The organism is Vitiosangium sp. GDMCC 1.1324 (genome assembly GCF_003044305.1).
Taxonomy (GTDB): domain Bacteria; phylum Myxococcota; class Myxococcia; order Myxococcales; family Myxococcaceae; genus Archangium.
In genome coordinates this window covers 367,371-387,912 of record NZ_PZOX01000005.1, presented here as the reverse complement: position 1 = coordinate 387,912, position 20,542 = coordinate 367,371, and the positions used below count along the sequence as shown (strand labels likewise).

Here is a 20,542-nt window from a genome sequence, read left to right as displayed (position 1 = left end):
CAGAATGGCCACGCGGTTGTTCATTTTCCTGAGGACACAGCCATGCGCGTCATCAACTTCAACCCCGGTCCCGCCGGTCTGCCCCTGCCCGCCCTCGAGCGCGCGCGGGACGAGCTGCTGGATTTCCAGGGCTCGGGCATGTCCATCATGGAGCACAGTCATCGGGGCAAGGAGTACGACGCCGTCCACACGGAGACCATCTCCCTGCTCACCGAGCTGCTGGGCATCCCGGACACCCACCAGGTGCTCTTCCTCACCGGTGGGGCCGGGCAGCAGTTCGCCCAGGTGCCCATGAACTTCCTGCCCCCGGGCGCCAGCGCGGACTACCTGATGACGGGCGTCTGGAGCGAGAAGGCCTACGAGGAGGCCCAGATCGTGGGCAAGGCGCGCATCGCGGCCACCACGGTGCTGCCGGACAAGCGCTACGTGCGGATTCCGCGCCAGGACGAGCTGAAGCTGGATCCAAAGGCGGCCTACGTCCACGTGACGACCAACAACACCATCTACGGCACCCAGTGGCACTGGTGGCCCGAGGTGGGGGACGTCCCGCTGGTGGCGGACATGAGCTCGGACTTCCTGTGGAAGCCGACGGACGTGAGCCGCTTCTCCTTCATCTACGCGGGAGCCCAGAAGAACCTCGGCCCCTCGGGCGTGTTGATCGCCGTGGCCCGCAAGGACTTCATCGCCCGTGGCCGCAAGGACATCCCGAAGATCTTCCGCTACTCGACCCACGCGGAAAACAACTCGCTCTACAACACCCCACCGACCTTGGCCATCTACCTGTGCCGCAATGTGCTGGCCTGGGTGAAGCAGGTGGGAGGGCTGCCCCAGCTGGAGAAGTGGAACCGGCAGAAGGGCGAGCTGCTCTACGCGGCACTCGACAAGCACGCCGGCTTCTACCAGGCGCCGGTGGAGAAGGACTCGCGCTCGTACATGAACGCGGTCTTCAAGCTGCCCACGCCGGAGCTGGACGACCGGTTCGTGGCCGAGGCGAAGAAGGTGGGCATGGTGGGCCTCAAGGGCTACCGCACGGCGGGGGGCATCCGGGTGTCCCTGTACAACGCGGTGACGGTGGACAACGTGCGGACGCTGGTGTCCTTCATGGAGGAGTTCATCCGCAAGAACGGGTAGGGCGCCGCTGACGCGAGGCGCCATCCATCCATCTGTCGACGGAGGGGCGTTCGATTGGCTAGACCTGGGGGGCCTTACCTTTCAGGAGGGGTCATGAAGAACGCTACGCTGTGCGCTGTCGTGATGGCCGTCGTGCTCGCGCTGCCCGCTGCCGCCAAGGAGGTGTCGGGGGTTCAGTTCCCCGACACGGTGACGGTCGAGGGCAAGGAGTTGAAGCTGAACGGTGCGGGCCTGCGCAAGAAGTTCGTCTTCAACGTGTACACGGCCGGGCTGTACCTGCAGAACCCGTCGCAGAGTGCCCAGCAGGTCATCGAGTCGGATCAGGTGAAGCGCGTGCGGATGTCCATGCTGCGCGACCTGGAGAAGAAGACGATCGTCGAGGCCATCGAGGAAGGCTTCAAGAAGAACGCGAAGGACAAGCTGCCGGCGCTGCAGCAGCGGCTGGACACGTTCACCGCGGCGATCCCGGACCTGAAGAAGGGCGACGAGCTGGTGCTGACGTACACGCCGGGCAAGGGCACCACCATCGAGAGCAAGGCGGGGCAGAAGATCTCGGTGGAGGGCAAGGACTTCTCGGACGCGCTCTTCTCGGTGTGGCTGGGGAAGAGCCCGGTCGACGAGAGCCTCAAGGACGCAATGCTGGGCAAGTAGTCCCCACCCGGGCGCCACCCTCCGCCTCGTCCTGGGAGTGAAGGGCGGGGGGAGGGATGGACATCATGGAGAGCCGCGTCGCACCGTGTCACCCGTCCTCGCGCGGTGCGTACGTGGAGCGCCGGGCCTGGGGCTCCGAGGCGCGGAGTGTCGAGGCGTTCCCACTCCCATGCTCGCCGTGGAGTGCCACTCACATCCAGAGGTTGCAGGGAGCCAGCCGCCGAGTAGGGTGCGGACCGCTTTGACTCTCTACATGGAGAAATACTGGATGAGAAAGGCATTGCTCGCCGCCTGCTGTCTCCTGGCGTCCGCCTGCAAGACGGCGGAACCCGCTCCCGCGCAGCCTCAGTCCGCGCCTGCGCCCCAGCCGCAGCCGGTGGCCGAGACGAAGCCGCTGCCGTCCGGGCTGGACGCCGCGGCGCTCAATGAGCAGGCGAATCCCTGCGAGGACTTCTACGAGTACGCGTGCGGCAACTGGGTGAAGAGCGCGGAGATTCCCGCGGATCGCCCACGTTGGTCGCGAGGCTTCGACACCATCGCGGCGCGTAACGAGGAAATCCTCCGGGACATCCTGGCGGCGACGTCCACGGGCAAGGCCCCCGAGGGCACGCCCTACGCGCAGAAGCTGGGGGACTACTACGGCGCCTGTATGGACGAGAACCAGCTCGAGGCATCGCTGCCCGTGTTGAAGGCCCAGCTGGCGAAGCTGACGGCGGTGAAGAACGCCAAGGAGCTGGCCCAGGTGGTGGGCTCGCTGCATGCCCAGCACGTGTTCCCGTTCTTCCAGCTCGGCTCCAACACCGACTTCAAGGACGCCACCCAGGTCATCGGAGAGGTGGATCAGGGCGGACTCGGTCTGCCGGACCGGGACTACTACCTGAAGGATGACGAGAAATCGAAGGCGCTGCGCGCGGCGTACGTGGAGCATATGAAGAACATCTTCGGGCTGCTGGGCGAGAAGCCCGAGCAGGCGGCGAAGAGCGCGGCGTCGGTGATGGAGCTGGAGACTGCGCTGGCGAAGGCCTCGCTGTCGCGCGTGGACCGCCGCGAGCCGAAGAACGTCTACCACCGGCTGGAGCGCAAGGGACTGAAGGAGACCGCGCCGACATTCCCGTGGGACGTGTACTTCACGGCGGCGAGCGCCAAGGACGTGCAGGCGCTCAACGTCACCCACCCGCCGTTCTTCGCGGAAGTGGATCGCCTGGTGAAGGCGACGAAGCCCGATGCCTGGAAGCCCTACCTGACCTGGAACTACGTGGTGAGCGTCGTTCCGGCGCTGCCCAAGAGCTTCCAGGACGAGCGCTTCCGCTTCAACGCGCAGAACCTGACGGGAGCGAAGGAGGATGTGCCGCGCTGGAAGAAGTGCGTGCGCTTCACCAACGGAGCGCTGGGCGAGGCGCTGGCGCAGCCCTTCATCACGCAGACGTTCGGCGCGGAGGGCAAGAAGACCACGCAGGACATGGTGGTGGAGATCGAGAAGGCCTTCGAGCGCAACCTGGACACGCTGACGTGGATGGACGCGCCCACGCGCGAGCAGGCGCTGGTGAAGGTGCGGAAGATCATCAACAAGATTGGCTATCCGGACCAGTGGCGGAACTACGACGCGCTGAAGGTGGAGCGGGGCTCGTTCCTGAACTCGTTCCAGAACGCGGCGGCGTTCGAGCAGGCGCGGCAGCTGGCGAAGATCGGCAAGCCGGTGGACAAGGCCGAGTGGCTGATGTCGCCGCCGACGGTGAACGCCTACTACAACCCGCCGTTCAACGAGATCGTCTTCCCTGCGGGCATCCTGCAGCCTCCATTCTTCACGCGCGAGGCGACGCCGGCGGTGAACTTCGGGGCGATGGGGATGGTGGTGGGGCATGAGATCACCCACGGCTTCGACGACGAGGGCCGTCAGTACGACGCGGAGGGCAACCTGCGCGACTGGTGGACGCAGGCCTCGGACAAGGCATTCCGCGAGCGCGTGGCGTGCGTGAAGGCGCAGTACGACGGCTACACGGCGGTGGACGAGCTGAAGGTGAACGGAGCGCTGACGCTGGGCGAGAACGTGGCGGACCTGGGAGGACTGAAGCTGGCGCACGCGGCGATGGAGGCGTGGCTGGCGAAGGAGCCGGAGGTGGCGAAGCAGGCGAACAGCTACCGGTTCACGCCGAGCCAGCAGTTCTTCCTGGGATACGCGCAGTCGTGGTGCTCGAAGTACCGGGACGCGTTCGCGAGGCAGATGGCGGTGGTGGATCCGCACTCGCCGCCGTACTGGCGGGTGAACGGGCCGGTGGTGAACCTGCCCGGGTTCCAGAAGGCCTTCCAGTGCAAGGAAGGCGCGAAGATGGTGCGCCCGGCCGCGCAGCGCTGCGAGGTCTGGTAGCGATTCGAGCGGAGCCGCGGAGTTGAAGACGAGGGCCGTGCCTGCAACCGGGCACGGCCCTTCTTCTATTCAAAGCACTCGCTCAGGCGCACGCCGTCGAGGCTAATAGTTGTAGCGATAGACGTAGACGTTCGACACGGCGCCATCGGACTCATGCCAGGCGACCAGGGGCTGCCCGTTCTTGTCGAGGGCCAGAGCCGGCTGGAAACCAGCGGTGCTGATGCCTGTTTCCGCGCTGAGCCGAGGGCCTACAGGCTGCCAGGTGGTGCCATTCCACCGGCTCACCCAGATGGAGGTCTCGGGGGCGGCATAGCCACTCCATGCGATGAGCGGACGTCCATCACTGCCCATGATGATGGAGGGGAACGAGTTTGCGGTTGTGCTGCCGCTGACACTGCTGCCAATCATCTGCCAGGACGATCCATTCCAGAACGCGGCATAGATGGAGTTGTTCGTGCTATCCCACGCCGGGGTCTCTTTCCATGCAATATAGGGAGAGCCGGTTCCATCCAGGGTAAGTGAAGCTTGGTACCCGATGTTCTTTGATGGGCTGGTGACTGTACTGCCCATCTGTGGAGACCAGGCGCCGTAAGAGTCTCTTTTTTGTACAACAATGCCTCGCTGGCTCAAGGCTTCCGAGTAGGCGTCATAGGCGATAAACCAGTTGCCTGTGCCATCCATAGCCAGGACAGGATTGCTGGGCTGGATTAGATCGCTCGGCTTGGGAGGCGAGACGTCGGCCCATGTGTTGGTGGTGGCGTCGAGTTTGAAGGCGAGTGCCTGAAAGCCGGCACCATTATAGTAGGATGCGGAGATGACCAGGTTGCCTGTGCTGTCAAAAGCGACGTAAGGTTCGTAGCGCCTGGTGTCAGAACCTGTGGTGGCCGGGATTTCAGGAAGGGCCTCCCAAGTTGAGCCAGTCCACTGTCTTCCGTACAGGTTGGTGGGGCCGGAGGTGGTCGTGAGTTCCTGCCACACCACGATGGGCCGGTTCGAAGCGTCCAGGGCAATCGCAGGCATGTCTGAATGTGTGCCCGTATCTGCTACCGCGCTCATCGTGCTTCCGAGGTCCACCCAGTTCGTGCCCGTCCAGCGCCTGACGTAGATATTCTTCGTCGCCCCGTTGGATTCGGACCAGGCAATCACGGGGTTTCCGTCTGTACCGACCTTCATGGCTACGTTTTCGGCGGGAGTGTTGTCAGGGACTGCGCTGATGGCTCCTCCCAGTGGCAGCCAGGCAGGAACCGTGAAACTCCAGGCTGACGAGGACGCCAGCGCGTTGCCTGCCAGATCCGTCAGCGGTGCCGTGCCCGTGCCCATGCTGATGGTGACATCGGCCGGCAACGCCAGTGGTGCCGTAGGGCTGATCGTCAGCGTCTTCCCATCCGCCGACAGTGAGAGCGTCTTGGCGATGTTCGACGCGCTCGGAGTGCTCAGCACCACGGATGCATCGGTCACCGAGGCGGCCTTCAGCGCTTCATCGAAGCTCACCTGGATGGTGTCTCGGACGGAGACAGAAGTGGCTCCGGCGGTCGGAGTCCGCGTAGCCACCTTGGGCGCCGTGTGGTCGACCGCGATGGTGCGAATCGCACTGTCGAAGGTTTTGCCTCCCACCGTGGCGCGAGCCGTGAGCGGGTACTCTCCCTCCGTCTCCTGGCTGGTGTCCCACGTGTACTGGTACGAGGGCCCTGACAGGCGCGTCAGGAACTGAGTCCCCTTGTACAGGTCGATGGAATCCGCCGTGCCGCCCTCGACCACCACCTGCACCTGGATGGAGTCCTTCGCGTATGCCTTGGACTGGGTGGGGCTCGCCCACTGCACGAGGATGTCCCCCTGCCGCGCCACCGTGAGCGTCACGGAGACGTCCAGGATGAGTGTCCCCGAGCTGCCTCGCACGGTGAGTGTCTTGGGGCCGGGCTCGGCGCTGCCGCTGGCGGAGACAGTCAGCGTGGCGGAGGTGCTTCCCGCGTCGATCGTGACGGGCTGAGCACTGATGCCGGCTGGAGGATTGTGCAGTTCGACCGTGACGCTGTCGGTGAAGCCGCCCGTACGGGTGAGCGTGAGCTGGATGCCGCGGCTCCCTCCTTGGAAGACACTGGTCTGGCTCGGGTCGATGGACAGCGAGAAGTTGCCGACCGTCTGGCCGGGCGTGTCGATGTCGGGGACATCGATGCAGGCAGGGCTGCCCAGGATGCAGAGAGGTAGAAGGGTCTTGAGAAGTCGTCGGTGCATGGGTTTCGCTCGATGCACGGCGTATTGATGCTGTGCGTGCGGTCGGCGGGGAAAGCACTCGCCGTGCCAGTCGGGTCTCGTCAAGCCCCTCCCTGGCTCCAAGGCCCCGGTCGAGGGTCTCCTGCCCCTCCTAGAGTGTCTTGCCTCTTGGACGGCCGTACACGCCTGAGACAGCTGGCGCACATCATCCCACCCGGTGCCCGGTGCCGTCGGACCTTGCTCTGGAACTCGAATGGTTGGCGCTCAGAAGAAACTGAGCTGCGTGCCCGGCTTCATGGGGCGGCGGAAGGGGCTCTCCTTCTCCTTCTCCGTCTCGTCCATGGGCCACGCGGTGTTCAACCCCACTCGGCGCACGGTGGTCTCGAAGAGCTTGCGGATGGTGTCCGCGTAGAGGCCCTCGCCGCGCATGCGGACGCGGAAACGCGCGTCGTTGAGCTCGCCCCCTCGCGTCTCGCGGATGCGGTGCAGCACTCGCTCGGCCCGCAGGGGGAGCTTCTCGCGCAGGCGCTCCTCGAAGACGTTCTGCACCGGGCCGGGAAGTCGCAGCAGCGTGTAGAAGGCCCGGGTGGCTCCGGCCTCTCGCGCCGCCGTGAGGACTCGCACCATGTCCTCGTCGTTGAGTCCGGGGATGACGGGGGCCACCGCCACTCCCACGGTGATGCCCGCGGCGGCCAGCCGCTCGATGGTCTGCAGCCGCCTCCGGGGTGTGGCGACGTACGGCTCCATGGCGCGTGCCACCTGCTCGTCGTGGAAGGGCAGGGTGATGCACACCGACAGCCGGGCCTCCTGTGCGAGCGTCTGCAGTACGTCCAGGTCCCGCTCGATGAGCGGCCCCTTGGTGATGATGCCCACCGGGTTGCGGTACTCGGCGCACACCTCCAGGCATGCCCGGGTGAGCCGCAGCGAGGCCTCGAGCGGCTGATAGCAATCGGTCACGCCGCTGAACGCGACCGTCTCTCCCTTCCAGCTCTTGCGCTCGAAGGCCGCGCGCAGCAGCTCCGCGGCGCGCGGCTTCACCACCAGCTTCGTCTCGAAGTCCGTGCCGGCTCCGAATCCGAGGTACTCGTGGTAGGGCCGGGCATAGCAGTACGCGCACGCATGGAGGCAGCCCCGGTACGGGTTGACGCTCCAGGTGAAGCCCACGTCCGGGCTGTCGTTGCGCCCGAGCACCTCGCGGCTGTGGTCCTCCAGGACCTCCAACTTCGCGGGAGGAATCTCCTCCAGGTACTCCACCGCGGTGGTGTCCCAAGGGTTGGGCGGGTTGGAGACGGGGCGGGGTTTCACACTCCCAGGGTGGGGCTGAAAGGACGTTCAGTCAAGGTTTGATTGGTCAGGTGGCTCCATACCTGAACGGTCAAGAGAGCGGGCGGGCGGGCCTGCTCGCCTGCCTCGCACTCCGGGGATGCCTACCGTCGTCCCATGAGGCCCTGGCTCGTCCTCCTGTGGTGCTTGCTCGTTGGGATGCCCGCTCTCGCCGCGGGAGGAGGTATGCCTCCCTCCTTTGAGTCCTCAGTACGGGCCCGGGTGGAGATGGAGCCCCGGGAGACTGCCAGGGCCCTGCTGCGCTTCTACGAGTCGCGGGGCTTCCAGCCCGCGTGGTTCTCCTATGACGGCTCGGTGCGGCCCCAGGTGGAGCAGTACCTCACGGCGCTTAGCGAGGCGGAGACGGAGGGCCTGTCGCCGGAGCGTTACCACCGCTCGGAGCTCGAGGCGTCCTTGCGCCGGCTGACGCTGGGTGGCGCGCCGGAGGACGCGTGGGTGGGGATGGAGCTCGGGTTGACGTCGAGCTTTCTCTCCTACGCCTCGCATCTCCTGTCCGGCGAGGTGTCCTCGCGGCTCATCCGGTGGAGGACGAAGCTACCGGGGCCCGTGGCGCTCGCGGCGCTGCTGGAAGGGTCGCTCGCGAGCGGAGACCTGGCCGGTGCGCTGCGGAATCTCTCCCCGAGCAACGAGGGCTTCGTGCGACTCCGCGAGGCACTCGCTCGCTATCGGGCCATCGACGCCGCTGGGGGCTGGCCCCTGGTGCCGGAGGGCGAGCCGCTCAGGCGGGGGATGAAGGGGGCGCGGGTGTCTGTGTTACGTGCTCGGCTGCGTGTCACGGGAGACCTGCCGCCAGCCCCGGAGGAGCGGCAGCTCTACGCGAAGGTTCCGGGCGTGGGCGCGGTGGCGCTGGTGGGCAAGCTCGTCCGAGCGGTGATGGCGGCTCCAGAGCCACCCCGGATGCCTCCGCCGGACGATCTCTATGACGCGGAAATGGAGGCGGCGGTGAAGACCTTCCAGCGGCGGCACGGGTTGGCGGTGGACGGGAAGGTGGGTGAGGAGACGTTGGCGGAGCTGCGGGTTCCGGTGGAGGAGCGCATCGGCGAGATCCGGGTGAACCTGGAGCGCTGGCGCTGGATGCCGAGGAACCTGGGGCCGCAGTACGTGATGGTGAACCTTCCGGCCTTCGAGCTGGAGGCGGTGGAGCAGGGCCGGACGGTGTTGCGGATGCCCGTCATCATCGGGATGCCGGACTGGAGCACGCCCGTCCTGGAGGACAAGGTGAAGTACCTGGTGCTCCATCCGGAATGGAACGTGCCCCCGGACATCACCGAGGAAGAGGTGCTGCCGCAGCTAAGGGAGGATCCGGGCGCGGCCGAGGCACTCGGGTTGACGGTGCTCGACAAGACCACGGGGGAGGAGGTGGACCCGTGGTCGGTGGACTGGAATGGGCTGGAACCCGGAAAGCTGCCCTACCGCTTCGCGCAGGCGCCCGGAGAGGCCAACCCGCTGGGCCAGATGAAGTTCATGTTCCCCAACCGCTTCGCCATCTACCTGCACGACACGCCCAATCCGGTGCTCTTCACCCAGACGAACCGGGCCTTCAGCCACGGCTGCGTCCGGGTGGCGGAGCCGGCGAAGCTCGCGGACTTCATGCTGCGGGGCCACGAGGGTTGGTCGGAGGCCGCTCTGGCGGCCGAGATGAAGGTGGGTGGCGAGCCGAGGCGGGTGGAACTGCCCTCGCCGATCCCCGTGTACCTGCTCTACTGGACGGCCTTCGTGGACACGGAGGGCTGGGTCGGGTTCCGGCCGGACATCTACGAGCAGGACGAAGTGGTGTTGCAGGCGCTGGCGGTGAATTCGCCGCCCCGGGTGGGTGAGCCTCCGTCCTCGAGCGGAATGCGCGGTTAGCGCCGGGTCCAGCGGGCCGGAGTGCCGCGCACGTCGATGTGCACGAAGGGCCCGTGCGCCGGGTTGGCGCGGTAGAGCCCGCAGCCACCGGTCAGGGCGGGCACACGTTGCTCCACGCGCTCGACAACCTGGGCGAGCACCTCGGCGTCCTTCGCGTCGATGCGCCCATTGCCATCGAGGTCATCCATCTGCCCGTCGCCGTCATCATCGAGCCAGACGTCCGCCGCGTCGCCATAGGTGTGGCGGCTGAACTTCGCGCGGCCGTTCTCGCCGGGCCCGTTGTACTGGGGCGTGCGGAAGCCGCTCATCACGTGGAGTCCCTTCGCCGGATGGCCCAGGGTGCGCAGCTCCTGGATCACGAGCTCCAGCTTGTCCACCAGCCGCAGATCGAGCACGAGGTACTTGGGCCAGACGTCGGCCTGGTCCTTGGTGAGGAAGTTCCGGAGGCGGAAGTGCTCGGAGACGGCGAAGTCCTGGTTCCGAGGCGTCACCTCGATGAAGAGCTCGGGTGGGGCGTAGCGGCCGGTGCGGCCGGCGGCGCGGGCCGGCCAGCGACCGATGTGGTAGCCGTTGAGGTGGGTCTTCGAGCCGTCGAAGTGGACAGGGGTGATGACGGCGTGCAGGGCAGCGTCCAGGCCGGGCTGCGCGGAATCGAGCGTCCAGATACCCGGCTGGTCCGGTGCCTTCAGTCCTTCGTTGGACACAGTGGCGGGGGCCTGCAGGCCGGAGCCCAGCGAGAACCAACGCGCCTCTTTCGAGCTCTCTCGGACGGAGAGGTACGGTTGGAGCGACTCGCCCGGCGGCACGACGACGGCACGCAGGGCGCCGCTGAACCCACGGGAGAGCAGCTCCACGCGAGGAACGCTTTGCCCGGCGCTACCCCCCATGGCTTCGGATGCAGGGGTGGCCGCCATGGCGTACTGCGCCAGGAGGAGCAGGGCGGCGACCAGGAAGAGGATGGCGGAACGGCCGAGGGGCAGGCGGGTACGGAATGAGCTCACGCGCAGTCTGCACAGCCGGTCGCGCGGGAAAATTCCTTCGAGGGCCGGAAAAGGAAGAGGCCGACAATCCCCGGGTTGACCCGGAAACTGTCGGCCTCAAGTGAGCGGCGGAAGGGATTCGAACCCTCGACCCCGAGCTTGGGAAGCTCGTGCTCTACCAACTGAGCTACCACCGCGTCGCAAGCAGGCGCAAAGTAGGGAGCTGAGCGCTGCTTGTCAACGAGAAGTATCGCGGGGGGCTATTCGCCCTCCTCGACAGTGAGCTGGTAGGCATCCTGGAAGTTCGCCTCGCGGTTGCGCGCGTCGCGGACCTCGAGGATGTAGACGCCCGGCTCGGCGCTGTAGCGGATGACCTCGGGCTGATCTCCCTTGGCGCGATCGGACGTCTGCACGAGCGCCAGCTTTCCGTCCTCGCCCAGGCGGTGCAGGTACAGCCCCACGTCCACCTTGAGGATGCCCAGCAGGGTGGCCTTGAGCGGAGTGCGCACGGGCCGGTCCGACAGGTCCAATCGGTAGTAGTCCACGTCCTTGAGTGGATAGATGGTGCCGCGCACCGCCTTGCCAGGGGTGAGCTCCGTGGCGCGGTCGGGGGTGTTGTTGGGCTCGCGCTCCTGGCTGCCATCGTCGGGCACGGTGGTGATGGTCAGCCGGTAGGGCTGCTCCGCGTTCTCGTAGTCGCGCACCCACTTGCCCTCCACCTTGCGCGCCGCTCCCTGCACCCGGAAGTAGCAGGTGCCACTGCACGCCACGTTGTTGAGGCGCTCGGGCTCCTTGATGGCGCCGTCGTTGGCCCGCTGGAGCACCGTCTCCTTCTGGCCCTCGCCCTCGGGGGGCTGCACCACCGACAGTTCCAGGTCCACGCGCTCCACACCGGACACCTCCACCTTGGCCAGCACCGGCTCCGTCGTCTTCAGGACGAAGTTGTCGATGTCCCCCTTGGGCGACAGGAAGCCCTCCTTGAAGCCGGACACCGGCAGGGGCGTGGCCTTGTACAGCTCGTCGTTGGGCTCGAGCTCCGCGTTCGCCCCGGCCTCCTCCAAGGACACCGTGAGCGTGTAGGGCTTCTCCGAGTTGAAGCCCCGCTTCGCGTCCTTGCCCGTCCCCGTCCAGCCGCTCTTCACCACCAGGTACACGACGCGATCGCTCGAGCGCACGCCGATGTTGCGCAGCGAGAAGCCCTCGCCCTCCTTGCCCTTGGGGGTGGTGAACAGGGGCGCCTCCGCCGCCGACAGGACCGACAGCTCCGGACGCACGCCCTCGATGCCGGTGAGTTCAATTTTCAGCGCCACCGCGGGAGGCTCCTCGGGAGGGGGCGCCTGCAGGCCCTGGCCCGGGACGGGCACGGGAACCTGGAATTGTGGTGAGCCCCCCGGCTGCGGCTGCGTGCCCGTGCCGGCCGGGTTGCCCTCGCCCGTGGGGGCGTTGGCCGTTTCCTCGGGAGGCGTGGCGGGGGCCGTCTCGGAGGAACCAGGAGGGGGAGGTGGGGTGCCGGTCCCCTCGGGGGGCTGGCCCGTAGGGGGCTGCTCGGTGGAGGGCGCGGCACCGGTGGCCCCACCCGAGTCCGGAGCCGTTCCAGGCTCCGAGGGAGTGCTACCGGCCGGCTCGGGCAGCTCCAGCCGATACCAGTCCTCGTCGCCCGCATGGCCGAGGAACCCCGCTACCGCCTGTCCGAGCTGCATCGGCGTGGCGTCCACGGCCCGGTCATTGGGCTCGCGCTCCACACCGTCCTCGGGCACGTGGTAGCGCACCTCGAGCGTATACGCGCCGCCCGTGCCCTTGCGCGCCGAGGCCACGCGCACCCAGCGCTCGCGCTCGACATAGAGGTTGGGGAAGCGCTCCGGCTTGCCGTCCCCCTCGCTGTTGATGCTGGCGCTGCGCACGCCGGGAGCGTCGAACACCTCCAGCACCACGTTCCCGCCGGGAATGCCGGAGACGGTGACGTCCGCCACTCGCGGGCTGTCGGGCGCGAGCCGGTACCAGTCCTCGTCGGGTTTGGACGGATCCGCCCCCAGGCTGGCGCTCACCGTCGCGTCCCTCGCGAGGGTGGGGGCCTGCTCGGGCCGGTCGTTGGGCTCCTTCTCGTTGAGCTGCTCGGGCCCCGTGACGACCGGACCCGCGTCCGGTGCCTCGGAGCCCTTGTTGGAGCAGCTGCTCGGACAGCCGGCGAGCAGCAGTGCGCACGGCCACACCCACCCCAGACGTCGCATTCCGTTCCCTCTTGGCATTCGGGCGCCTACTCAATCCCCTGGCGCCCGGGTGTCAAGGTTCGCCAACAGACAGCGCGACGCTTTCATCCCGAGGGGGGAAAGGAGGGAGGACGGAGCGGGGGTATTCCCGGCCCGCGCGACGACGACGGGCCCGGAGGGGTGGTGCGCAAGGGGACGCCCGCGGTGGGGGCGTCAGCCGGCGGCCGTCTTCTTCTTGGCTCCGAAGTGCCGGAAGAAGTCGATGATCTCCTGCTCGGCGATCTTGGCGTCGGTGGCGTCGGCGAACTCCGACTCGAGGAAGATGCCGCCGCAGGACTCGCAGGTGTCGTAGTGCAACGGGTGCTGACGATCACCCCCGTCCACCCGAATGAGGTCCACCTGGCACTCGGGACACTGGCCGGTGAGCGCTTCCGCGTCCACCTTGCCGCCCTGGCTCTCGAGCCCGGGAAGGTTGTTGTGAAGGAGGATCCGGTTGAGATCCGCGACGTCTATCCACAGCCCGCCGCACTCTCCACACTTACGCAACGTCTCGTGGTCGCCTTCGAGATCGGCCATCTCGACGCTGCAACCGGGGCAATTCATGGGGTGGCTCATTCTCCTGTAGGGGGGAGCAACGCTCCCGTGGTGAGCGTCCAGGGGAGCTGTGCACCCCCGGACGTTCAGAGAATGATAGGTCGCATGAATTTTGAGATGCAACCCGACCGCCACAATGTGTTCACGTGCGCAAACCCGGGGGCCCCCCAGGCTCAGGCCTTCACCCGGCGGATGTCAGCCCCCAGGTTGCGAAGCTTGCGCTCCAGGCGCTCGTAGCCGCGGTCCAGGTGGTAGATGCGCTGGACCTCGGTCTTGCCCTCGGCGCGCAGGCCCGCCAGCACGAGGGAGGCGCTGGCGCGCAGGTCCGTGGCCATCACGGGCGCCCCGGACAGCTTCTTGACCCCCTTCACCACCGCCGTATGGCCCTGGATGGTGATGTCCGCCCCCATGCGGTGCAGCTCCGGCACGTGCATGAACCGGTTCTCGAAGATGCTCTCCGAGATGACCGAGGTACCGCTGGCCACCGTCATCAGCCCCATGAGCTGGGCCTGCATGTCCGTGGGGAAGCCGGGGTGCTCGGTCGTCTTCACGTCCACCGAGCCGACGACCTTGGGGGCCTTCACCCGCAGCCCCCCCTGCTCGGCGGTGACGGTGCAGCCCGTCTCGCGCAGCTTGAGGATGACGGCCTCCAGGTGTTCGGGGACGGCGTGCTTCACCAGCACGTTACCGCCGGTGATGGCGGCGGCCACCATGAGTGTTCCCGCCTCAATCCGGTCCGGGAGGATGGCGTGCTCCACCGGGTTGAGGGCCTCCACGCCGTCGATGGTGATGACGGAGGTGCCCGCGCCCTCGATGCGGGCGCCCATCTTGTTGAGCACCCGGGCGAGCTCCTCCACCTCGGGCTCGCGCGCGCAGTTCTCCAGCACGCTGCGGCCCTTGGCCAGCACGGCCGCCATCATCACGTTCTCCGTGCCCGTCACGGTGATGACGTCGAAGTTGACGGTGCCGCCCTTGAGCTGCTTCGCCCGGGCCTCGACGTAGCCCTCGGTGAGGGTGATGTCGGCGCCCAGGGCCTTGAGGCCCTTGAGGTGCTGGTCGATGGGCCGGGCCCCGATGGCGCACCCTCCCGGCATGGACACGCGGGCGCGGCCGTAGCGGGCCACTAGCGGGCCGAGCACCAGCACCGAGGCGCGCATCGTCTTCACGAGATCGTACGGGGCCTCGGGGGTGATGGGGCCCTCGACGGCCACCTCGCACACGTCCTTCTTGCGGCCGGTGAGCCGCGCGGTGCCACAGCCCATGGTTTCCAGCACCTTGAGCATGGTCTTCACGTCCGCCAGGTCCGGCACGTTGCGGTACACGCTCTTGCCGTCCGCCAGCAGCGCCGAGGCGAGGATGGGGAGCGCCGCGTTCTTCGCGCCCGACACGTTCACTTCGCCCTGCAGCGGGCGGCCACCCTTCACGATGATCTTGTCCATCAGTTCCGTCTCACCCCTGTGGCCCTGCGGCCACGGGCTGTGTCCCAAAAGCGAGGCGATCCCGCCGCTCCAGGTCCTTCTCCACCCGCGCGTCCTCGTAACCCGCGGCCTGGAGGAGCCCCTGGACGGCGGCGCCCTGCGTCTCGCCAATCTCCATTGCAAGCAGCCCGCCAGGTTTGAGGAAGCGGCGGGCTCCCTCGATGACCTTGCGGATGAGCACCAGCCCGTCCGGTCCGCCGTCCAGCGCCATGTGGGGCTCGCGGCGCACCTCGGCGGACAGGCCCGGAATCTCCCCCGAGGCGATGTAGGGGGGATTGGACACCACCACGTCGAAGCGGGCGTCCGGGGGAAGGGGAGTGAAGAGGCTGCCCTGGAGCACCGTCACCCGGTCCGCCACGCCCAGCGCCTGGGCGTTCTCCTTGGCCAGCGAGCAGGCATCCGGGGAGAGGTCCGTGGCGAGCACCGTGGCCTGGGGCCGCTCGGCCGCGAGGCTGATGGCGATGCAGCCCGAGCCCGTGCACACATCCAGCGCCGTACCGGGCCCGTCCTTGGGCAGCTTGTGCAGGGCGGCCTCCACCAGCAGCTCCGTCTCCGGCCGGGGGATGAGCACCCGTGGGTCCACCTTGAAGGGGCGGTTGTAGAACTCCCGCACACCGGTGAGGTACTGGGTGGGCTCGCCGGCCACGCGCCGCTCGATGAGGGCGCGGAAGGCGGCGAGCTCCGCCTTCTCCATGGGCCGGTCCAGGTCCACGTACAGACGCACCCGGGTCGTCTTCAGCACGTGGGCGAGCAGCACCTCGGTGGTGAGCCGGGGCGCGTCGATGCCCTTCTTCTCGAAGTGCTGCGTCGTCCAGGTGAGGAGCTTCCGGAGGGTCCAGGTGTCTCCGCTCATGCGCTCGTGCCGGGGCCTCCGCCCATCTGCTGCTTGAGGGCCTCGGCCTGGTAGTGGGTGCGGCAGGCGGTGATGACGTCCTCGATGCCCCCGACCATGATGGCCGGCAGGTTGTGCACCGTGAGGCCGATGCGGTGATCCGTCAGCCGATCCTGCGGGAAGTTGTAGGTGCGGATCTTCTCCGAGCGATCGCCGGTGCCCACCTGCCCGCGGCGCATGGTGTCGCGCTCGTTGCGGATGCGCTCCTGCTCGATCTCATAGAGCTTGGCGCGCAGCATGCGCTCGGCCATGGCCCGGTTCTTGGTCTGGCTCTTCTCCTGCTGGCACTTCACCACGATGCCCGAGGGCTTGTGGATGAGGCGCACCGCGGAGTCCGTGGTGTTCACGCTCTGGCCACCCGAGCCCGTCGAGCGCATCACCTGCATCTCGACGTCCGCCGGGTTGATCTTGATGTCCACGTCCTCCGCCTCGGGCATCACCGACACGGTGATGGTGGAGGTGTGGATGCGCCCCTGCGCCTCGGTGGCCGGCACGCGCTGCACCCGGTGCACGCCCGACTCGTACTTCATGTGGCTGTAGACGCCCTCGCCCGAGAGCATGACGGTGACGTCCTTCACCCCGCCCACACTCCCCGGGCTCATGTCGATGATCTCCGACTTCCAGCCCTTGCGATCCGAGTACCGGAGGTACATCTGCATGACCTCCTCGGCGAACAGGCCCGCCTCGTCGCCACCGGCGCCGGCGCGGATCTCCAGGATGACGTCCTTCTCGTCATTGGGATCCTTGGGCAGCAGCAGAATCTTGAGCTGGCCCTCCAGCGTCTCGCGCTGTTCCTTGAGCCCGGGCAGGGCCTCGCGGGCGTAGGCCTTCTCGTCGGGGTCCGAGCTGCCGAGCCAGGCCTCGACCTCCTTCAGATCGTCGAGCACCTTACGGTACGTGCGGAAGGTCTCCACCAGCTTCTCCAGGCTGGCGCGCTCCTTGGAGACCTTCTGCAGCTTCGCCGAGTCGGCGATGACGTCCGGGTTGGAGAGGTCGGCGGTGAGGCGCTCGAACTTGCGCTCCACCTCTTCGAGTTTGTCAATCATCGGTCAGGGGTCGGGGTTGTGCCCCGTTGTCAGGCCACAGGCAAGGCCGGACGGGGTCAAGAAATTCCGTGGACTTCGGGCCCGAGGGCGTGAAAAAAGGGCGGTTCGCTGCCGCCAGTGCGGCCCACTTCCGCCTATCACGGAGTACCAGAAGATGCCTGCCCAGAAGGGAAATCGCAGCAAGAAGAAGCTGTCCAACCGTGCTTCCTCGAAGAAGTCGGCTCTCAAGCGCCGCCGCGATCGCGCGCGCCGCAAGTAGTCCTCTGCCTGCCTCCTCCCCCGAGTCCTGGGGGAGGGGGTGAGCACCCCTTTCCTGCGCCGGACTCCCTTGGGGCGGGCCCGTCGGGGCAGCCTGAGGGTTTACCCGCCGAGCCCTCGGCGGGAGGCATGACTCTTCCTTGCGCCGCGAAAGTGGCGGCGCGTAGATTGCCCCGCGAATTCATGGCCCGGGAAAAGGACAACATCGTACTCTCCGACGAGCACAACTCGCGCGGCATCGAACTGGCCGATCGCGGGTGGCTCGACGAGGCGATCAAGGAGTTCAAGAAGGCGATCGACCTCGATCCGGACTCCGCCCACGCGCACGACAACCTCGCCACCGTCTACGCCGAGAAGAAGCTCTTCCGCGAGGCCCTGGGCGAGTACCTCACCGCGCTCAAACTGGAGCCGGAGAGCCCCACTGCCCATTACAACCTCGCCTGCTTCCTCTCCACGCATGCGGCCGAGATGGCGGTGACCGAGTACCGCGAGGCCATCGAGCTGGACCCCGAGTATCCGGACGCGCACCTCAACCTGGGTCTCACCTACGCGGACCAGGGGCGTATCGAGGACGCCATGCGCGAGCTGCAGACGGCCATCGAGTTGGATCCGCAGGACGCCTTCCCCCGGCACGAGCTTGCCGCGCTGCTGATGGACGAGGGGGACTACCGCTCGGCCATCACCCAGCTGAAGGAAGTGGTCCGCCTGGAGGCGGAGAACTTCGAGGCGCACCTGGACCTGGGCATCTGCTACGCCCAGAAGGGCTTCTACGCCGAGGCCGAGCGCTCCTACGAGAAGGCGCGCGCCCTCAACGCCGAGGATCTGCTGCTCAACTACAACCTGGCTGCGCTCTATGCGCTGTGGGGCCGCCGGCCGGATGCGTTGACCTATCTGCAGAAGGCCGTGACGGCGGATCGCCAAAAGGTGCAGGGCTGGCTGGCCACGGATACGATGTTCGACTCGCTGAAGGGCGACCCCGAGTTCGAGGCGCTCTTCTGAGCGTCTGAGCTCTTCTATGGAATGGGTCTTCCTCGGACTGGCGCTGCTGCTGGTCTTCGCGAACGGGTTCTTCGTGGCGACCGAGTTCGCCATCGTGAAGATCCGCCACACCCGCCTGCAGGCACTGGCGGATGAGGGGAGGCCGGGTGCCGGCTCCGCCCTGAAGATGGTGGAGAAGTTGGATGCCTACCTCTCCGCCACGCAGTTCGGCATCACCCTCGCGTCGCTGGGACTCGGCTGGCTGGGTGAGCCGGCGTTCGCCCACCTGCTGGAGCCAGTGCTGACGCGGGTGGTGCCGGAGGCAGCGGGCGTGGCGCTGGCGCACTCGCTGGCGGTGGCCATCGCCTTCGCCATCATCACCTTCCTCCACATCGTGGTGGGAGAGCTGGCACCCAAGAGCTTCGCCATCCAGCGCGCCGAGCAGACGACGATCGCCGTCGCGCTGCCCATGCGGCTCTTCTATTTCCTCTTCTACCCCGCCATCTGGCTGCTCAACGGCGTGGCGGGCTGGGTGTTGAAGGCCTTCGGGTTGGACACCGCGCACGAGGCGCAGGAGGCCCACAGCGAGGAGGAGCTGCGCGTCATCCTCCACAGCTCGGCGCAGGCGGGGGCCATCACCACGGCCCGCGCGGAGCTGCTGGAGCGCTCGCTGGAGATGGCCCAGAAGACGGCTCGCCAGGTGATGGTGCCGCGCAACCAGGTGAAGTTCCTGGACATGGAGGAGCCCCTGGAGAAGTGCATCGCGGACGCGCGGGCCGCGGGCCACACATGGCTGCCGGTGTGCCGGGGCAACCTGGACGAGGTCGAGGGGCTGGTCAACGTGAAGGACCTCTTCTTCCTCCTGTCCCGAGGCGAGCTGCGCAGCCTGTCCCAGGTGCAGCGGCCGGTGCTGTACGTGCCGGAGCACGTGACGCTGGAGCAGCTGCTCAACGAGTTCCGCCGACGGCGCCGGCAGACAGCACTGGTGGTGGACGAGCACGGCGGTACGTCGGGGCTGGTCACCATCGCGGACGTGGTGGCCGAGGTGGTTGGCGACGTCGCCGAGCTGGGCCGCCGGGTGGACGAGGTGCGCTCGCTGCCGGGCGGCCGCTTCGAGCTGCCGGGCACGGCCCAGCTGGATGACCTGGAGGATCGCCTGGACGTCTCGTTCGAGATCGAGGACGAGGAGGTCGAGGTGACGACGATCGCCGGCTACATCATGGCGAAGTTGGGCCGCATTCCGGAGAAGGGGGACTCGCTCAAGCTGGACATGTGGCGCATCCAGGTGGAGGAGGTGGATGGGCCTCGTGTGGTGCGGGTGACGGTCGAACCCCAGTCGAGCCCGAAGCCCCCGGTGGCGGCGCCAGCGGATGCCTGAGCCGCGCTCGTTTGTTCCCGGTCTGCATGTCGTCCCCGTCCTCGACTCCCGCCTCCGACGCGCCTCGCTCCGTTGAGCCCGGGCCCCCGTCCGTCGCCGGGCAGGCCGGGCCCTCTCCCGAGGCAGGGGGCTCCGCTCGCCGGATGGCCCTGGTGGATGGGTTGCGCGGGTTCGCCGCGCTTGCCGTGGTGGTGCCGCACTCCGTGGGCCTCTTCCGGTTCGCCGGTGCGGGGGCCCTGTCCGAGCTGATGGGGCGCCTGGCTGTCTTCGGAAACCGTGGCGTCGAGGTGTTCTTCGCGCTGAGTGGCTTCGTCATCGCCTTCTCGCTGCGCCGCACGCACCTGTCCCCGGGGGCCATCGGCAACTTCATCCTCCGCCGCTCGCTGCGTCTGGATCCCCCCTACTGGGTGGCCATCGGTCTGTTCTGCGGCTACGAGTTCCTGCGCGCGTGGGTGACCCGGACTCCCGCGGGACTGCCCTCGGGGCCGCATCTGCTCTCGCACCTGCTCTACCTGCAGGACATCCTCGGCTACGGGCAGCTCAACGTCGCCTTCTGGACCCTCTGCATCGAGTTCCAGTTCTACCTGGCGTTCGCCGTGCTCCTGGGACTCGCCCAGGCGCTCTCCCGCCGGACGGGCCGCGAGGGCGTGCTGCCGCTGTTCTTCGCGGTCCTCTTCGTGCTGTCGCTCGCCTGGCCCACGGGGCTGGTGGAGACGGTGTCCCCCCGGATTCACGTGCGGTACCTGCCTCCCCATGTGTTCGTCTTCCTGGCCGGCGCCCTGACGTGGTGGACGCTCGAGGGCCGCCTGCCTCGCGCGGTCTGGTACGTCTTCACGCTCGGGCTGTGGGGCCTCTTCCTGTGGAAGCTCGACGACCGCGTGTTCGTGACGGCCGCCACCACGTCGATCCTCTACGTGGCCGGACGCCGCCAGCGCCTCTACTCCTGGCTCGCCGCCCGGCCCTTCCAGTACCTGGGTCGCATCTCCTACAGCCTCTACCTCGTTCACGTGCCCCTGTGCATGCTCCTGATGTCCGTGAAGTCGCGCGTCGCTCCGCCCTCGGACGCGGTCGCCCTCGCGTTCCTCGGAGTCATCTTCGCGGTGAGCATCTCCGTCGCCCACCTGCTGCACACCTGGGTGGAGGCTCCCTGCCTCGAGTGGACCCGGCGTCTCAAGCGCTGA

The 20,542-nt window shown here is 67.5% G+C and carries 15 protein-coding genes and 1 tRNA gene; 7 read left to right on the top strand and 9 right to left on the bottom strand.

The window, feature by feature from the left end; genetic code table 11:
• Window positions 1-42 precede the first annotated feature (42 nt).
• From serC to DAT35_RS17530, 3 genes are all read left to right on the top strand, one after another.
• Entirely contained in the window at window positions 43-1,131 is a 1,089-nt protein-coding gene (gene serC, locus DAT35_RS17540; protein ID WP_108068180.1) for a 3-phosphoserine/phosphohydroxythreonine transaminase, read from the top strand.
• Between the two features lie 93 nt (window positions 1,132-1,224).
• The gene (locus DAT35_RS17535; protein WP_108068179.1) at window positions 1,225-1,782 is read left to right on the top strand and encodes a chalcone isomerase family protein; all 558 of its coding nucleotides are present in this window, start codon (window positions 1,225-1,227) and stop codon (window positions 1,780-1,782) included.
• Window positions 1,783-2,050: 268 nt separating this feature from the next.
• Entirely contained in the window at window positions 2,051-4,147 is a 2,097-nt protein-coding gene (locus DAT35_RS17530; protein WP_108068178.1) for a M13 family metallopeptidase, read from the top strand.
• Between the two features lie 102 nt (window positions 4,148-4,249).
• Here DAT35_RS17530 and DAT35_RS17525 read toward each other — a convergent pair whose 3' ends face one another.
• Window positions 4,250-6,379 (bottom strand): Ig-like domain-containing protein, encoded by a 2,130-nt coding sequence (locus DAT35_RS17525; protein ID WP_108068177.1) that lies wholly within the window; start codon window positions 6,377-6,379, stop codon window positions 4,250-4,252.
• A 243-nt stretch (window positions 6,380-6,622) separates the two neighbouring features.
• Entirely contained in the window at window positions 6,623-7,663 is a 1,041-nt protein-coding gene (locus DAT35_RS17520; RefSeq protein WP_108068176.1) for a PA0069 family radical SAM protein, read from the bottom strand.
• A gap of 204 nt (window positions 7,664-7,867) precedes the next feature.
• On the opposite strand from DAT35_RS17520, the gene DAT35_RS17515 reads away from it, so the two are divergent.
• Entirely contained in the window at window positions 7,868-9,550 is a 1,683-nt protein-coding gene (locus tag DAT35_RS17515; RefSeq protein WP_158501752.1) for a murein L,D-transpeptidase, read from the top strand.
• Here the strand turns inward: DAT35_RS17515 and DAT35_RS17510 are convergent.
• The 7 genes from DAT35_RS17510 to prfA all read right to left on the bottom strand — a co-directional run bounded on the left by DAT35_RS17510 (window position 9,547) and on the right by prfA (window position 16,747).
• Window positions 9,547-10,551 (bottom strand): D-Ala-D-Ala carboxypeptidase family metallohydrolase, encoded by a 1,005-nt coding sequence (locus DAT35_RS17510; RefSeq protein ID WP_108068174.1) that lies wholly within the window; start codon window positions 10,549-10,551, stop codon window positions 9,547-9,549. The genes DAT35_RS17515 and DAT35_RS17510 overlap by 4 nt on opposite strands.
• A 103-nt stretch (window positions 10,552-10,654) precedes the next feature.
• Window positions 10,655-10,727: transfer RNA gene (locus DAT35_RS17505), tRNA-Gly, on the bottom strand.
• Window positions 10,728-10,790: 63 nt separating this feature from the next.
• Window positions 10,791-12,758, bottom strand: a complete 1,968-nt coding sequence (locus DAT35_RS17500) for an ABC transporter substrate-binding protein (RefSeq protein WP_108068173.1) — start codon at window positions 12,756-12,758, stop codon at window positions 10,791-10,793.
• Between the two features lie 192 nt (window positions 12,759-12,950).
• Window positions 12,951-13,340: a zf-TFIIB domain-containing protein gene (locus DAT35_RS17495; RefSeq protein WP_108068172.1), complete on the bottom strand. Its 390-nt coding sequence runs from the start codon at window positions 13,338-13,340 to the stop codon at window positions 12,951-12,953.
• Window positions 13,341-13,504: 164 nt separating this feature from the next.
• Entirely contained in the window at window positions 13,505-14,770 is a 1,266-nt protein-coding gene (gene murA, locus DAT35_RS17490; protein ID WP_108068171.1) for a UDP-N-acetylglucosamine 1-carboxyvinyltransferase, read from the bottom strand.
• Between the two features lie 10 nt (window positions 14,771-14,780).
• Entirely contained in the window at window positions 14,781-15,662 is an 882-nt protein-coding gene (prmC, locus tag DAT35_RS17485; protein ID WP_108068170.1) for a peptide chain release factor N(5)-glutamine methyltransferase, read from the bottom strand.
• Window positions 15,659-16,747, bottom strand: a complete 1,089-nt coding sequence (gene prfA / locus DAT35_RS17480; RefSeq protein ID WP_108068169.1) for a peptide chain release factor 1 — start codon at window positions 16,745-16,747, stop codon at window positions 15,659-15,661. The genes prmC and prfA overlap by 4 nt, the downstream gene beginning before the upstream one ends.
• A 441-nt stretch (window positions 16,748-17,188) precedes the next feature.
• Between prfA and DAT35_RS17475 the strand changes: the two genes are divergently transcribed.
• From DAT35_RS17475 to DAT35_RS17465, 3 genes are all read left to right on the top strand, one after another.
• Window positions 17,189-18,004, top strand: coding sequence for a lipopolysaccharide assembly protein LapB (locus DAT35_RS17475; protein WP_108068168.1), 816 nt, complete (start codon window positions 17,189-17,191; stop codon window positions 18,002-18,004).
• 16 nt (window positions 18,005-18,020) lie between these two features.
• On the top strand, window positions 18,021-19,361 hold the full coding sequence (locus DAT35_RS17470) for a hemolysin family protein (protein WP_108068167.1): 1,341 nt from the start codon (window positions 18,021-18,023) through the stop codon (window positions 19,359-19,361).
• Window positions 19,362-19,504: 143 nt separating this feature from the next.
• The gene (locus DAT35_RS17465; protein ID WP_158501751.1) at window positions 19,505-20,542 is read left to right on the top strand and encodes an acyltransferase; all 1,038 of its coding nucleotides are present in this window, start codon (window positions 19,505-19,507) and stop codon (window positions 20,540-20,542) included.

Bases quoted from the DNA above. Each gene is read 5' to 3' on its own strand.
- serC (WP_108068180.1), top strand. From the start codon at position 43: ATGCGCGTCATCAACTTCAACCCCGGTCCCGCCGGTCTGCCCCTGCCC.
- DAT35_RS17535 (WP_108068179.1), top strand. From the start codon at position 1,225: ATGAAGAACGCTACGCTGTGCGCTGTCGTGATGGCCGTCGTGCTCGCG.
- DAT35_RS17530 (WP_108068178.1), top strand. From the start codon at position 2,051: ATGAGAAAGGCATTGCTCGCCGCCTGCTGTCTCCTGGCGTCCGCCTGC.
- DAT35_RS17525 (WP_108068177.1), bottom strand. From the start codon at position 6,379: ATGCACCGACGACTTCTCAAGACCCTTCTACCTCTCTGCATCCTGGGC.
- DAT35_RS17515 (WP_158501752.1), top strand. From the start codon at position 7,868: ATGCCTCCCTCCTTTGAGTCCTCAGTACGGGCCCGGGTGGAGATGGAG.
- DAT35_RS17500 (WP_108068173.1), bottom strand. From the start codon at position 12,758: ATGCGACGTCTGGGGTGGGTGTGGCCGTGCGCACTGCTGCTCGCCGGC.
- DAT35_RS17495 (WP_108068172.1), bottom strand. From the start codon at position 13,340: ATGAATTGCCCCGGTTGCAGCGTCGAGATGGCCGATCTCGAAGGCGAC.
- murA (WP_108068171.1), bottom strand. From the start codon at position 14,770: ATGGACAAGATCATCGTGAAGGGTGGCCGCCCGCTGCAGGGCGAAGTG.
- prmC (WP_108068170.1), bottom strand. From the start codon at position 15,662: ATGAGCGGAGACACCTGGACCCTCCGGAAGCTCCTCACCTGGACGACG.
- prfA (WP_108068169.1), bottom strand. From the start codon at position 16,747: ATGATTGACAAACTCGAAGAGGTGGAGCGCAAGTTCGAGCGCCTCACC.
- DAT35_RS17475 (WP_108068168.1), top strand. From the start codon at position 17,189: ATGGCCCGGGAAAAGGACAACATCGTACTCTCCGACGAGCACAACTCG.
- DAT35_RS17470 (WP_108068167.1), top strand. From the start codon at position 18,021: ATGGAATGGGTCTTCCTCGGACTGGCGCTGCTGCTGGTCTTCGCGAAC.
- DAT35_RS17465 (WP_158501751.1), top strand. From the start codon at position 19,505: ATGGCCCTGGTGGATGGGTTGCGCGGGTTCGCCGCGCTTGCCGTGGTG.